13 protein-coding genes are annotated in these 12398 nt (G+C 64.8%); 6 read left to right on the forward strand and 7 right to left on the reverse strand.

Going from position 1 to position 12398, the window contains the following annotated elements:
- Positions 1 to 324: 324 nt before the first annotated feature.
- Positions 325 to 1167 (reverse strand): MoxR family ATPase, encoded by an 843-nt coding sequence (locus I6F33_RS10085; RefSeq protein ID WP_036013181.1) that lies wholly within the window; start codon positions 1165 to 1167, stop codon positions 325 to 327.
- Between the two features lie 107 nt (positions 1168 to 1274).
- The gene (locus tag I6F33_RS10090; protein WP_036028526.1) at positions 1275 to 1520 is read right to left on the reverse strand and encodes a GlsB/YeaQ/YmgE family stress response membrane protein; all 246 of its coding nucleotides are present in this window, start codon (positions 1518 to 1520) and stop codon (positions 1275 to 1277) included.
- Positions 1521 to 1643: 123 nt separating this feature from the next.
- On the opposite strand from I6F33_RS10090, the gene I6F33_RS10095 reads away from it, so the two are divergent.
- From I6F33_RS10095 to sseA, 3 genes are all read left to right on the forward strand, one after another.
- Entirely contained in the window at positions 1644 to 2819 is a 1176-nt protein-coding gene (locus tag I6F33_RS10095; protein ID WP_036042143.1) for a VWA domain-containing protein, read from the forward strand.
- A 130-nt stretch (positions 2820 to 2949) separates the two neighbouring features.
- Entirely contained in the window at positions 2950 to 3363 is a 414-nt protein-coding gene (locus tag I6F33_RS10100) for a rhodanese-like domain-containing protein (RefSeq protein ID WP_028179894.1), read from the forward strand.
- A 138-nt stretch (positions 3364 to 3501) separates the two neighbouring features.
- The gene (sseA, locus tag I6F33_RS10105; RefSeq protein WP_036028518.1) at positions 3502 to 4359 is read left to right on the forward strand and encodes a 3-mercaptopyruvate sulfurtransferase; all 858 of its coding nucleotides are present in this window, start codon (positions 3502 to 3504) and stop codon (positions 4357 to 4359) included.
- Positions 4360 to 4538: 179 nt separating this feature from the next.
- Here the strand turns inward: sseA and I6F33_RS10110 are convergent, their stop codons facing one another.
- Positions 4539 to 5309 (reverse strand): hypothetical protein, encoded by a 771-nt coding sequence (locus tag I6F33_RS10110; protein WP_109144721.1) that lies wholly within the window; start codon positions 5307 to 5309, stop codon positions 4539 to 4541.
- Between the two features lie 368 nt (positions 5310 to 5677).
- On the opposite strand from I6F33_RS10110, the gene I6F33_RS10115 reads away from it, so the two are divergent.
- The gene (locus I6F33_RS10115) at positions 5678 to 6874 is read left to right on the forward strand and encodes a L,D-transpeptidase (protein WP_225126648.1); all 1197 of its coding nucleotides are present in this window, start codon (positions 5678 to 5680) and stop codon (positions 6872 to 6874) included.
- A gap of 56 nt (positions 6875 to 6930) precedes the next feature.
- Here I6F33_RS10115 and I6F33_RS10120 read toward each other — a convergent pair whose 3' ends face one another.
- Complete coding sequence (locus I6F33_RS10120; RefSeq protein WP_225134538.1) at positions 6931 to 7893, reverse strand: D-2-hydroxyacid dehydrogenase family protein; 963 nt, start codon at positions 7891 to 7893, stop codon at positions 6931 to 6933.
- A 130-nt stretch (positions 7894 to 8023) separates the two neighbouring features.
- The gene (locus I6F33_RS10125) at positions 8024 to 8239 is read right to left on the reverse strand and encodes a hypothetical protein (RefSeq protein ID WP_225142277.1); all 216 of its coding nucleotides are present in this window, start codon (positions 8237 to 8239) and stop codon (positions 8024 to 8026) included.
- 235 nt (positions 8240 to 8474) lie between these two features.
- Here I6F33_RS10125 and ettA point away from each other — a divergent pair, with 235 nt between their 5' ends.
- Both ettA and I6F33_RS10135 read left to right on the forward strand, forming a co-directional pair.
- The gene (gene ettA, locus I6F33_RS10130) at positions 8475 to 10124 is read left to right on the forward strand and encodes an energy-dependent translational throttle protein EttA (RefSeq protein ID WP_225142278.1); all 1650 of its coding nucleotides are present in this window, start codon (positions 8475 to 8477) and stop codon (positions 10122 to 10124) included.
- Between the two features lie 7 nt (positions 10125 to 10131).
- Entirely contained in the window at positions 10132 to 11358 is a 1227-nt protein-coding gene (locus tag I6F33_RS10135; protein WP_225142279.1) for a lytic murein transglycosylase, read from the forward strand.
- A gap of 178 nt (positions 11359 to 11536) precedes the next feature.
- Here the strand turns inward: I6F33_RS10135 and I6F33_RS10140 are convergent, their stop codons facing one another.
- Together I6F33_RS10140 and I6F33_RS10145 are read right to left on the reverse strand one after the other, a co-directional pair.
- Positions 11537 to 11818, reverse strand: a complete 282-nt coding sequence (locus tag I6F33_RS10140) for a hypothetical protein (protein WP_036013199.1) — start codon at positions 11816 to 11818, stop codon at positions 11537 to 11539.
- 211 nt (positions 11819 to 12029) lie between these two features.
- A complete protein-coding gene (locus I6F33_RS10145; RefSeq protein WP_036013200.1) occupies positions 12030 to 12350 on the reverse strand; it encodes a hypothetical protein in 321 nt (106 codons plus the stop codon).
- Between the last annotated feature and the right edge of the window lie 48 nt (positions 12351 to 12398).

Here is a 12398-nt window from a genome sequence, read left to right on the forward strand (position 1 = left end):
TGAAGCAAAGCTCGGGCGAGATGAGCCGCGAGGCTGCGAAGCTGTGTCTGCAAATTGAATTGCCAGCGGAGAACGACGCCGTTGCTCCTTGCTCCGTCATTGCGAGCGCAGCGAAGCAATCCAGACTACTGCGGTGGAGGGATACTGGATTGCTTCGCTGCGCTCGCAATGACGGGATCGGGAGGCTGCTCGCGACACACTCGATATCGTAGGGTGGGCAAAGCGAAGCGTGCCCACGATCTGCATCCATCACGGAGGAATGGTGGGCACGGCGCTATGCGCCTTTGCCCACCCTACGGCACCGTGCGACGCGTTACGGCGTGCCTACACTTCCCTTCGGCTCAAGAACGCCAGCCGCTCGAACAGATGCACGTCCTGCTCGTTCTTGAGCAGCGCGCCGTGCAGCGGTGGAATCAGCTTGCGCGGGTCGCGCTCGCGCAGCTGCTCGGCGCTCATGTCTTCGTTGAGCAGCAGCTTGAGCCAGTCGAGCAGCTCCGAGGTCGACGGCTTCTTCTTCAGGCCGGGCACCTCACGCACTTCGAAGAAGATGCGCAGCGCTTCCTCGACCAGGCGCTTCTTGATGCCGGGGAAGTGCACGTCGATGATGCGGCCCATCGTGTCGGCGTCGGGGAACTTGATGTAGTGGAAGAAGCAGCGGCGCAGGAACGCGTCGGGCAGCTCCTTCTCGTTGTTGGAGGTGATCATCATGATCGGGCGCTGCTTCGCCTTGATCGTCTCGCCGGTCTCGTAGACATGGAATTCCATGCGGTCGAGCTCGAGCAGCAGATCGTTGGGGAATTCGATGTCGGCCTTGTCGATCTCGTCGATCAGGAGCACCGGGCGCTGCTCGCTGGTGAAGGCGTCCCACAGCTTGCCGCGCTTGATGTAGTTCCGGATGTCGGATACGCGCGCATCGCCGAGCTGGCTGTCGCGCAGGCGCGACACCGCGTCGTATTCGTAGAGGCCCTGCTGCGCCTTGGTGGTGGACTTGATGTGCCAGGTCAGAAGCGGCGCGTTCAGCGCCTTCGCCACTTCCTCCGCCAGCACCGTCTTGCCGGTGCCGGGCTCGCCCTTCACCAGGAGCGGACGCTCGAGCACGATCGAAGCATTGACGGCGACCTTGAGATCGTCGGTCGCAACATAGTCCTTGGTGCCGGTAAATTTCATCGCGCGTCCTTGTTGGTCGTCGCCGCAACGCATTGCCAGTATCAATGGCCTCGGTCACGACAAGCGAACGGCCGCTCGCGGCGGCCGTTCCTGGTTCGGTCAGGCTTTCAGACCCGTTTTATCAGCGAAAGGATGACGAGCACAATCACCGCGCCGATCGTGGCATCGACGATGGCGCCGATTGTGCCCGTTGCCAGCTGGATGTGCAGCTGTGGCAGAACCCAGCTCGCCACCAGCGCGCCGATGATGCCGACGACGATGTTGCCGATCAGCCCAAATCCCGCCCCATGGACAATCTTGCCCGCAAGCCAGCCGGCGATGGCACCGATGATCAGCGCTGCGAGAATTCCCATTGCAAACGTCCCCCAAACAACCCCTCATTGTCGCCAATTCTAGAGCAAAAAGCCTGCCGGTCCAGCGTCCCGCGACGGTCTGCGCCCCTTGACGTTCGCCACCCGACGGGCAATCTGTCACCCATGTTCCTGCAATTCTTCACCTCTCTGCGCGATGCGCAGGTCCCCGTGACGCTGCGCGAATACCTCACGCTGATGGAGGCGCTCGACGCTGACCTTGCGGACTATACGGTCGAGAATTTCTATTACCTGTCGCGCGCCTCGCTGGTGAAGGACGAGCGCAACCTCGACAAGTTCGATCGCGTCTTCGGCACGGTGTTCAAGGGGCTGGAAAGCCTGCTCGAGGCCATGGACAAGGCGGAGATCCCCGAGGAGTGGCTGAAGAAGCTCGCCGAGAAGTATCTGACGGAAGAAGAGAAGAAGCAGATCGAGGCCATGGGCTGGGACAAGCTCATGGAGACCCTGAAGAAGCGGCTCGAGGAGCAGAAGGGCCGTCACCAGGGCGGCTCCAAATGGATCGGCACCGCCGGCACCTCCCCGTTCGGCGCGCACGGCTACAATCCCGAGGGCGTGCGCATCGGCCAGGAGAAGAACCGCAACAACCGCGCCGTGAAGGTGTGGGACAAGCGCGAGTTCAAGGATCTCGACGGCAATGTCGAGCTCGGCATCCGCAACATCAAGGTGGCGCTGCGCCGCCTGCGCAAATTCGCGCGCACCGGCGCGCCCGACGAGCTCGATCTCGACACCACCATCCGCGAGACCGCCAATCACGGCTATCTCGACGTGCACATGCGCCCCGAGCGGCGCAATGCAGTGAAGCTCTTGGTGTTCTTCGACATTGGCGGCTCGATGGATGCGCATATCGAGCAGGTCGAGGAGCTGTTCTCGGCGGCGAAGAGCGAGTTCAAGCACATGGAGTATTTCTACTTCCACAATTGCCTCTATGAAGGCGTGTGGAAGCAGAACAAGCGCCGCTTCACCGACCGCACGCCGACCTGGGACGTGCTGCACAAATACCCGCACGACTACAAGGTCGTGTTCGTCGGCGATGCCTCGATGTCGCCTTACGAGATCATGGTGCCCGGCGGCTCGGTGGAGCATGTCAACGAGGAGCCCGGCTCGGTCTGGCTCGACCGCATCATCCGCACCTATCCGCATACGGTGTGGCTGAACCCGGTGCAGCAGAAGCACTGGGACTATTCGGAATCCACCACCATCATCAAGCGCATCTTCGCCAATCGTATGTATCCGATCACGATCGAGGGGCTGGAAGCTGCGATGAAGGAATTGACGCATTGATGCCTCCCGTCGTCATTCCGGGGCGCCCGAAGGGCGAACCCGGAATCCATCGGGCCGCAGTGCATGTAGAGGAATAGATTCCGGGCTCGCGCTACGCGCGCCCCGGAATGACAACAAGAAGGAGAAGCACGTGCCCCAGACCATCACCCGCGGCATCAAGGCGCTGATCGACGAGGCCAATGCCGAGATCGAGACGCTCACCGCCAAGGACGCGATCGAGATCTCCAAGAACGGCGACGTCGTCATCGTCGACATCCGCGATCCCCGCGAGATCGAGCGCGACGGCCGCATCCCCGGCGCCTTCGCCTGCACCCGCGGCATGCTCGAATTTTGGATCGACCCGCAGAGCCCGTACGCAAAACCGATCTTCCAGGAAGACAAGAAGTTCGTGTTCCACTGCGCGGGGGGCTTACGCTCTGCGCTCGCGGCCAAGACCGCGCAGGACATGGGCCTCAAGCCCGTCGCCCATATCGCCGGCGGCTACGCCGCCTGGCGCGATGCCGGCGGGCCCACGGAGAAGTGGGAGCCGAAGAAGAAGGGGTGAGGGCCTTGCCCTCTCCACCCGTCATTCCGGGGCACGCGAAGCGTGAGCCCGGAATCCATTGATCCACAGAGTCTGAGGCACGATGGATTCCGGGCTCGTGCTTCGCACGCCCCGGAATGACCAACGGAGAATGCTTCAATGACCACCGCCACCGACCCCCTCGTCTCCACCGAATGGCTCGCCGCTCACATCGGCGATGCCAACGTCAAGATCCTCGACGCCAGCTTCAAGCTGCCGGGCGTGCTGCCGCTGCCGAAGGACGACTATCTCGCCGCGCATCTGCCGGGCGCCGTGTTCTTCGACGTCGATGCGGTGTCGGATCATTCCAACCCGCTGCCGCACATGTTTCCGAGCGCCGAGCAGTTCGGCCGCGACGTCGGCAATCTCGGCATCTCCAACGCGGACACCGTCGTGCTCTATGATGCCGGCGGCTGGGTCGCGGCGCCGCGTGCGTGGTGGATGTTCCTGTCCTATGGCCACAGCAACGTGCGCATTCTCAATGGCGGTCTGAAGAAGTGGCGCACTGAGGGACGCGCGACCGAGAGCGGCGAGGTCAAGCCGAAGCCGACGACCTTCACGGCGAGCTATGACGCAAACCGCGTGCGCAGCATGCAGCAACTGATCGCCAATGTCGAAAGCCGCAACGAGCAGGTGATCGACGCGCGCGCCGCCGATCGCTTCGAAGGCCGCGCGCCCGAGCCGCGCCCGGGCATCCGCTCCGGTCACATCCCCGGCGCCCGCAACGTGCCCTACAATCTGCTGTTCGACGCCGCGACCGGCGAGATGAAGCCGCTCGACGAGCTCCGCGCCGCCTTCACCAATGCCGGCGTCGAGCTGGATGCGCCGATCGTGACGAGCTGCGGCTCCGGCGTCTCGGCCGGCGTGCTGACGCTCGCGCTCTACCGCCTCGGCATCACCGACACCGCGCTCTATGACGGCTCGTGGTCGGAATGGGGCCAGGCCGGCGGCCCGGCCATCGCGACCGGCCCGGCTTGAGGTTGCAGCCACGATGACGGTACGCTCCCTCGCCCCGTTCTTACGGGGAGAGGGTTGGGGTGAGGGGCCTCTCTCCACACGATGAGACTATCGACGGACCTGTACCCCCTCACCCGGAATCCGCGCGACGCGCGTATTCCGACCTCTCCCCGCAAGCGGGGAGAGGTGAAGAAGTAAGATCACCGCGTGCGTGCGGTCGTCGTTGTCGCGAAGGCCGGCTGCTGCTGACCGAACGGATCGAGCTGCTGCTGCAACTGCTGAGGCGGTGGGCGCCGCACCACGCGGGCTCGCTTCTTGGCTTTCGCCTTGCGCTTGGTCGCCTTGCTGTCCGACTTGGTGCTCTCGGCCTTGCTGCTCTCGGCCTTGACCTTCGCCGGCGCGTCCGTCGCCGCTGTGGCGGCGTTCAGCGCAGCGAGCCTTGCGGAGGCGACATCGAGCGCCGCGGCGGCGAGGGCCGGGTCAGCTGGTTCCGGCTCGCTGGCGATTGCGGCAGGCTGGGCCTCGGGAATCCCGGCCGTGGTGTCGGCGGGGGTCAGCGTATCGATGGAAGCCGGCGCTGCGGCCGTCACGGTCGGTTCGGGCTTGGCTGCTTCGATGGCCGGCACTTCAGCCAGGGGCGCGGCGGCCTCGGGCTGGACGTCGGTCTCGGTCGTCAGTGCAGCAACCTGTTCGGGCTCGCTCAGGGGCAGAGCGATGGTCGGCACCTGGTCGCGCAGCGATGGCGTGGTCTCGGCAGGTGGCTCCGGCTCGGTCCGCAGCACCGCGAGCACCGGCTGGGCCGGCTCGGGCGCCTGCGCAAACATTTGCTCCTGCGGCCCGTTCCGCCAGCCGGGGTTGTTGACATATTGCTGATGGGTCGCCCGGAGCAGAGCGGCGGCCCCTAGGCCGAACACCAGGATGGAGGTTGACAGCAGGATCGCGGCAAACAGGAAGCGAAAGCCGGGAAGCATTGAGCGATTGCGAATTTCCGCCCCGGCGGCGGAAGTGGCCGGGGCTCAAGAGCCATCTGAACGCGGTGACGGTACTGCTTGCCGCGTTCGCCACGCGGGATCGGAGCTCAAAAAGGTGGCGAATCAGGCTGATTCGACCATATCGCAACGTCTCCGCATCGTTCCGTTAAAATCGCGGTCCAACATCGCGGCCATCGAAGGCGCGATACGATTTCAGCCCCGTGATGCAACGGGGCAACGGTAGTCTTGCGGATCACAAATCGGCAAATCCGGCGCAAATACGCCTGATATGTCTTGAATGTGCCGCTATCTTCCGTCATCTGGCCGTTAACGGTCCGGTCGGGCTTGGGGACTATACAAGAGCGATGATGATCAAACACTTTCTGACGATATGCGCTGCCGCAACAGTCGCTGCGGCGGGAACCTCGCTCGCTCAGGCTCAGAGCTATCCGATCCAGCAGGTGCCAAGCTATGGCGCGCCTGCCGAATATCGGCCCGGTGACCGCATGCCGAATTTCGACGCGCTGGATGAAGACGACGACGCGATGCCGCATGCCTCGCTGCCCCCGCCCGGTCCGGCCGACGATCCGCGCTACGGTCGTCCGATGGGCGCGCCTCCGGTCTATTCGGCCGCCCCACCCCAAGGTCCGGTGATGTCGCCGGATGATCCGCGCTATGGGCGCCCGGCTGGCGCCCCGCCGGTCTATTCGGCCGCGCCGCAGGGCCCCGTGATGTCGCCCGACGATCCCCGCTACGGCCGCCCCGCCGGTCCGCCGGCGGTGATCTACGCCGACCGTCCGCCTCAGCAATCGCCCGCCAACGATGGCCTGCGTCCGCCCGAGTCTGTGGGCGGTCCCTCCGCGACTGGGACGGTCCAGGCCGGACAGCCGCCCGTGGGCACGGATGGCCGCCCGGTGACCCTGGCCGCGCTGCCGCCCGAGGAGCAGCCCGATGCCGCGCCGGTGCAGCTGCCGCCGAACCTGCGCCGTCAGGAGGTCGCGTTCCAGACCAAGGAGCCGGCCGGCACGCTCGTGGTCGATACGCCCAACACCTACCTCTATTACGTGCTCGGAGGCGGCCGTGCGATCCGCTACGGCGTCCGAGTCGGCCGCGACGGCTTCACCTGGACGGGCGTGCAGAAGATCACCCGCAAGGCCGAGTGGCCGGATTGGCATCCGCCGACCGAGATGATCGAGCGTCAGCCCTATCTGCCGCGCTTCATGGCCGGCGGCCCGGGTAATCCGCTCGGCGCCCGCGCGATGTATCTAGGTTCGACCGTCTACCGCATCCACGGCACCAACCAGCCCTCGACGATCGGCAAGTTCGTCTCCTCCGGCTGCATCGGCATGCTGAACGAGGACGTCTCCGACCTGTTCGAGCGCGTCAAGGTCGGCACCCGCGTTGTCGTGATGCCGGGTGGTCCGCCGCCGGGAACGGCGACGGCCTCCGCTGCGCCGACGCAGAGCGCTGCCGGGCCGGCTCCGATGTCCGCCCAGGCGGGCCCGGTCCCGGGGACGCAGCCCACCGTTGTGCCGCCGCTGCCCGCGCCGGTCACCGTGCGCTGAGGGCCTCAACTCGATGAGATTGCGAAGGGCGTGCCGTCGGCACGCCCTTTTTCGTTTCAGGCCAGCTTCCGCGGCAGCTCGCCGCCTTTGGTGAAGGCGTCGATCGCCTCGACCATCTGGCCGTAATGGATGCGCAGACCATCCGTGGTGGCGTAGCCCAGATGCGGCGTCAGCACGAGATTGTCGAGCTTGCGGAAGGGATGGTCGACCGGCAGCGGCTCGACCGAGAACACGTCCAATCCTGCACCTGCGATCTTGCGCTGCTGCAAGACTTCCAGCAGCGCCTGCTCATCCACGATCGGCCCGCGCGCGGTGTTGACCAGGAAGGCCGTCGGTTTCATCCGCGCAAGATCCGCGCGGCTGACGAGGCCACGCGAGCGCTCGCTCAGCACCACGTGGATGGTGACGATGTCGGCCTTGGCGAACAGCTCCTCCTTGGAGGCGTAGCCGACGCCGGCCGCCGCACATTTCTCCGCGGTGAGGTTCGGGCTCCAGGCGATCACGTTCATGCCGAACGCCTTCGCAATGCCCGCCATCTTGCTGCCGAGCTTGCCGAGCCCGACGACGCCGAGCGTCAGCCCTTCGATCTCGACTCCGGCAAATGTTTGCCAGGACTCGCCCGCATGCATGCGCGCGTTCTCTCGGCCGATGCCGCGGGTCAATTCCAGGATCAGGCCCATCGTGAGCGGCGCCGTCGGATCGCGGGAATATTGCGTGCCGCCGATGGCGATGCCGCGCGCTTTCGCGGCCTCGATGTCGATCGCAGCGTTGCGCATGCCCGAGGTCAGCAGCAGCTTAAGCTTCGGCAGGCGATCGAACAGGCTCTTGGGAAACGCCGTGCGCTCGCGCATCGCGCAAATGATTTCGAAGTCGGTGAGCGCACTGGCTGCGGCCTGCTCGGAGGCGAAGGGATGGCTGAACACGGTGACGTCGACGCGATCCGACAATTTCGGCCAGTCGGCGACGTCGAGGGCGAGATTGAAATAGTCGTCGAGGATTGCGCAGCGCAGCCGGCTCATCAGCGTTCATCCATGGCGAGAGGTGAAGGCGCCAGGCGGGCGCCGTCATCGGAACCTGGCCATGGTTTGCGCGCAATCGCGCCGGCGCGCAAGCAGCCTGCGTCTTCAAAAGTCCGATAGGGATCGTCGCTCAGACGTCGCGGGGCTTCAGGCGGAACGGTGCATCCATGCCGTGCTTGGCGCGCCAGGCGGGGCCGGGGCCGCGCATGTAATGCAGTTCGGGCCGGTAGGGATTGAAGGCGGTGACGAAGAAGCGCTTCCAGAAGGCCTTGATCTCCGAGGCGAACCCGAAAGTGCGCCCGGCTCCTGCCGGAACAGGAAGAGAATGGGTCTCGATCAGAGCCATGATGCGGCCTCGCTGTGCTCCCCGTTCGTTCTGAGCGGGTGGCGCTGTTTCCGCGCGAAACCGAGCTTTGGCCTGATTTATTAAAAGATGGTTTCAATTGTCCGGATCGGTGGCCGGATGGTTTCCTGACCGTATTCATCCGTGGTGAACGGACGGAAAACATTGCCCTTTGGGGGCGGGATCGCTACATCGCTGGCGAAGCAAATTTCCTCAAATCGAAGGTTTCACGGGACCGATGGCGCGCCAGTTCATCTATTTCATGCAGGGCCTGACCAAGAGCTACCCGACCCGGAAGGTGCTCGATAACATCCATCTGAGCTTCTACCCGGACGCCAAGATCGGCGTGCTCGGCGTCAACGGCTCGGGTAAGTCGACCCTGCTCAAGATCATGGCCGGTCTCGACAAGGAATACACCGGCGAGGCCTGGGTCGCCGAGGGCGCCCGCGTCGGCTATCTCGAGCAGGAGCCGCAGCTCGATTCCAAGCTGACCGTGCGCGAAAACGTCATGCAGGGCGTCGCCAAGCAGAAGGCGATCCTGGACCGTTACAACGAGCTCGCGGTCAACTATTCGGACGAGACCGCCGACGAGATGACCAAGCTGCAGGACGAGATCGAGGCCCAGGGCCTGTGGGATCTCGACAGCAAGGTCGACCAGGCCATGGACGCGCTGCGCTGTCCGCCCGACGATGCCGACGTGACGAAACTCTCGGGCGGTGAGCGCCGCCGCGTCGCGCTGTGCCGCCTGCTGCTCGACCAGCCCGAGCTCTTGCTGCTGGACGAGCCGACCAACCATCTCGACGCGGAATCCGTGTCGTGGCTGGAAGGCCATTTGCGCAACTATCCCGGTGCGATCCTGATCGTCACCCACGACCGCTACTTCCTCGACAACGTCACGGGCTGGATCCTCGAGCTCGATCGCGGCCGCGGCATCCCGTACGAGGGCAATTACTCGTCCTGGCTGGTGCAGAAGCAGAAGCGTCTGGAGCAGGAGGGCCGCGAGGATGCGGCGCACCAGAAGACGCTCGCGCGCGAGCAGGAATGGGTCGCCTCGTCGCCGAAGGCCCGCCAGGCCAAGTCGAAGGCGCGCTACCAGCGCTATGAGGAGCTGCTGAAGAAGGCGAGCGAGAAGCAGACCCAGACCGCGCAAATCATCATTCCAGTGGCCGAGCGGCTCGGCGCCAACGTGGTCGATTTCGAGGGGCTCAGCAAAGGCTTTGGCGATCGTCTCCTGATCGACAACCTCACCTTCAAGCTGCCGCCCGGCGGCATCGTCGGCGTGATCGGTCCCAACGGCGCCGGCAAGACCACGTTGTTCAGGATGATCACCGCTCAGGAGAAGCCGGACTCCGGCACGATCACGGTCGGCGAGACCGTGCATCTCGGTTACGTCGACCAGTCGCGCGACGCGCTCGACGGCAAGAAGACCGTGTGGGAGGAGATCTCTGGCGGCAACGAACTGATCCTGCTCGGCAAGAAGGAAGTCAACTCGCGCGGCTATTGCTCGTCGTTCAACTTCAAGGGCGCGGACCAGCAGAAGAAGGTCGGCGCGCTCTCGGGCGGTGAACGCAACCGCGTGCATCTGGCGAAAATGCTGAAGTCCGGCGCCAACGTCCTGCTGCTCGACGAGCCGACCAACGACCTCGACGTCGATACGCTGCGCGCGCTCGAAGAGGCGCTGGAGGATTTTGCCGGCTGCGCGGTCATCATCAGCCACGATCGCTGGTTCCTCGACCGCATCGCGACGCACATCCTCGCCTTCGAGGGCGATAGCCACGTCGAATGGTTCGAAGGCAATTTCCAGGACTACGAGAAGGACAAGATGCGCCGGCTCGGCCAGGACAGCATCATCCCGCACCGCGTGAAGTACAAGAAGCTGACGCGGTGATGGCGGCATGATGCGACGGGCGCTCATCGCTGCGGGGATCGTCATCGCCTGCAGCTGGTCGCCCGTCCGTGCTGCCGACGCCGCCTTCACCCAGTTCATCGCCTCGTTGTGGCCGGAGGCCCAACAGGCCGGCGTTTCGCGCGCAACGTTCGATGCGCAAACGCGCGGGCTGGAGCCCGACTACAAGCTGCCCGATCTGCTCTTGCCCGGGCGGCCGGCAACGGGTGCGCCGTCGCAGGCCGAGTTCGTGCAGGTGCCGGCCGACTACGTCAAGGAAGCCTCGATCGCGCGGCTTGCAGGCGAGGGGCAGCGGCTGCTCCAAAAGCATCGTACCTCGCTGAACGAGATCGAGAAGAAGTCCGGGGTGCCGGCGACCGTCATGCTCGCCATCTGGGGCCGCGAGACAGACTATGGCCGGCACACGTTGCCCTACGATCTGGTGCGCGTACTGGCGACGCAGGCCTATGTCGGACGCCGAAAGGATCAGTATCGCAACGAGTTCATTGCCGCGCTCAAGATCCTCGATGAAGGCGTCGTCACGCGCAAGGACATGCGCTCGTCCTGGGCCGGCGCGACCGGCCTCACCCAGTTCCTGCCGTCCGAATATTACAAGCATGGCGTCGATTTCGACGGCGATGGCCGCATCGACATCTGGCACTCGGTGCCGGATGCGCTGGCCTCGGCTGCGCAGCAGCTCGTCAACAAGGGCTGGCAGAGCGGCGTGCGCTGGGCTTACGAGGTGCAGGCGCCGGCGAAGGTCGATTGCACGACGGGCGTGCCGGAGGTGACGAAGCCGATCGGCCAATGGCTGCGCGAGGGTTTTGTCCCGGTACGCGGCCAAAAGCTCAGCGCCGCCGAGCAGGCGCAGCCGGCCTCGCTGCTCCAGCCCGAAGGCATCTACGGCCCGTCATTCCTGACCACGAAGAATTACTTCGTCATCAAGGAATACAATTTCTCCGATCTCTACGTGCTGTTCGTCGGCCATCTCAGCGACCGCATGACGAGCCCGCTGCCGTTCGCAACGCCCTGGTCCGCCTCGAAGCAATTGCGCACCAAGGACGTCGAGACCATGCAGCGCGAGCTGACGCGGATCGGGCTCTACAAGGACAAGATCGACGGCAAGGCCGGCATGCAGACCCGTGCGGCGCTTGGCGCCTATCAGAAGTCGGCGGGCCTCAAGCTGGATTGCTGGCCGAGCGAAGAGGTGCTGCGTTCGATCCAGGCGGCGCGATAGAGCATGATCCGGAAAAGTGTGAAGCGGTTTTCCGAAAAGATCATGCTCAAACAATAACCTAAAGCGCGATGACGCTTCATCCTAACCGCATCGCGCTTTAGCGTGCGCAAACAAAAAGCCCGGCCAATGCTCTCGGCCGGGCTTTCCGATCGCGGCGCGCATGCGCCAGGCAATCAGATCAGTAGCAAACGCGAACCGGACGGCTGACCCAGCCGTAGCCGTCCCAATAGCGCTCGCGGCGCCAGTAGCAGGGCGCGGGCGGCGGGGGCTCGGCGATGTAAACGGGGCCGCCATAGGCCGGACGGCTGGAGGCGATGGCGCCGCCGACGATGGCGCCACCGATCAGGCCGGCTGCGATACCGGCGCCGACGCCGTCATGGGCCTTCGCGGACGGAGCGGCGGTCACCAGCGAACCGGCGACCGTCGCGACCGTGAGGGCGGCAACTAAAGTCTTGTTCATGCTCTTGGCTCTCCTGGGAGATGGGTTCCTCCTGCTAGAGGCGCCCGGGTTTCAAAGGTTCACGCACACTCTGATGGAATTGGCCTTGCAGCTAGGAAGCGCGCAAATGGTCAATCCACGGTAAACGCACACGGAGCTGTGACGAGAAAAAGCGGTCTTTTTCAGGCCCTGAGATGAACGGCGCATCCGTAGTGAACCGGCTTGGCGCGCCTCAGCCGCAGACTCGGACGCGACGGACGCGCCAGGCATAGCCATCCCAGAAGCGCTGCTTCTGCCAGACGCAGCCGCCGTAATAGTCGTCGGCAACATAGCCTGGACCCGGGGCGTAGTAGCGCGGCGGGTAGTAGCCCGGCCCATAGTAGCCATAGCTAGGCCCGTAATAATACGGAGAAGCCAGCGCGCCGCCGACAAGGGCGCCGCCGATGATCCCGGCGGCCACGCCTGCCGCGACACCGCGCTGGGCATGGGCCGGCGTTCCGGCCGTCAGGGCCAGAATGGCGACGGCAGCGACCGCCAGGAGCGACTTCTTCATTGCTTGACCTTTCAGACGAACACGCGGGAACCTTTGGGCCGCAAGGTT

The organism is Bradyrhizobium sp. BRP20 (assembly GCF_020194215.1).
GTDB classification, from domain to species: domain Bacteria; phylum Pseudomonadota; class Alphaproteobacteria; order Rhizobiales; family Xanthobacteraceae; genus Bradyrhizobium; species Bradyrhizobium yuanmingense.

Coding starts and splice junctions, on each gene's coding strand:
- I6F33_RS10085 (WP_036013181.1), bottom strand. CDS start 1,167: ATGAAATTTACCGGCACCAAGGACTATGTTGCGACCGACGATCTCAAG.
- I6F33_RS10090 (WP_036028526.1), bottom strand. CDS start 1,520: ATGGGAATTCTCGCAGCGCTGATCATCGGTGCCATCGCCGGCTGGCTT.
- I6F33_RS10095 (WP_036042143.1), top strand. CDS start 1,644: ATGTTCCTGCAATTCTTCACCTCTCTGCGCGATGCGCAGGTCCCCGTG.
- sseA (WP_036028518.1), top strand. CDS start 3,502: ATGACCACCGCCACCGACCCCCTCGTCTCCACCGAATGGCTCGCCGCT.
- I6F33_RS10110 (WP_109144721.1), bottom strand. CDS start 5,309: ATGCTTCCCGGCTTTCGCTTCCTGTTTGCCGCGATCCTGCTGTCAACC.
- I6F33_RS10115 (WP_225126648.1), top strand. CDS start 5,678: ATGATCAAACACTTTCTGACGATATGCGCTGCCGCAACAGTCGCTGCG.
- I6F33_RS10120 (WP_225134538.1), bottom strand. CDS start 7,893: ATGAGCCGGCTGCGCTGCGCAATCCTCGACGACTATTTCAATCTCGCC.
- I6F33_RS10125 (WP_225142277.1), bottom strand. CDS start 8,239: ATGGCTCTGATCGAGACCCATTCTCTTCCTGTTCCGGCAGGAGCCGGG.
- ettA (WP_225142278.1), top strand. CDS start 8,475: ATGGCGCGCCAGTTCATCTATTTCATGCAGGGCCTGACCAAGAGCTAC.
- I6F33_RS10135 (WP_225142279.1), top strand. CDS start 10,132: ATGATGCGACGGGCGCTCATCGCTGCGGGGATCGTCATCGCCTGCAGC.
- I6F33_RS10140 (WP_036013199.1), bottom strand. CDS start 11,818: ATGAACAAGACTTTAGTTGCCGCCCTCACGGTCGCGACGGTCGCCGGT.
- I6F33_RS10145 (WP_036013200.1), bottom strand. CDS start 12,350: ATGAAGAAGTCGCTCCTGGCGGTCGCTGCCGTCGCCATTCTGGCCCTG.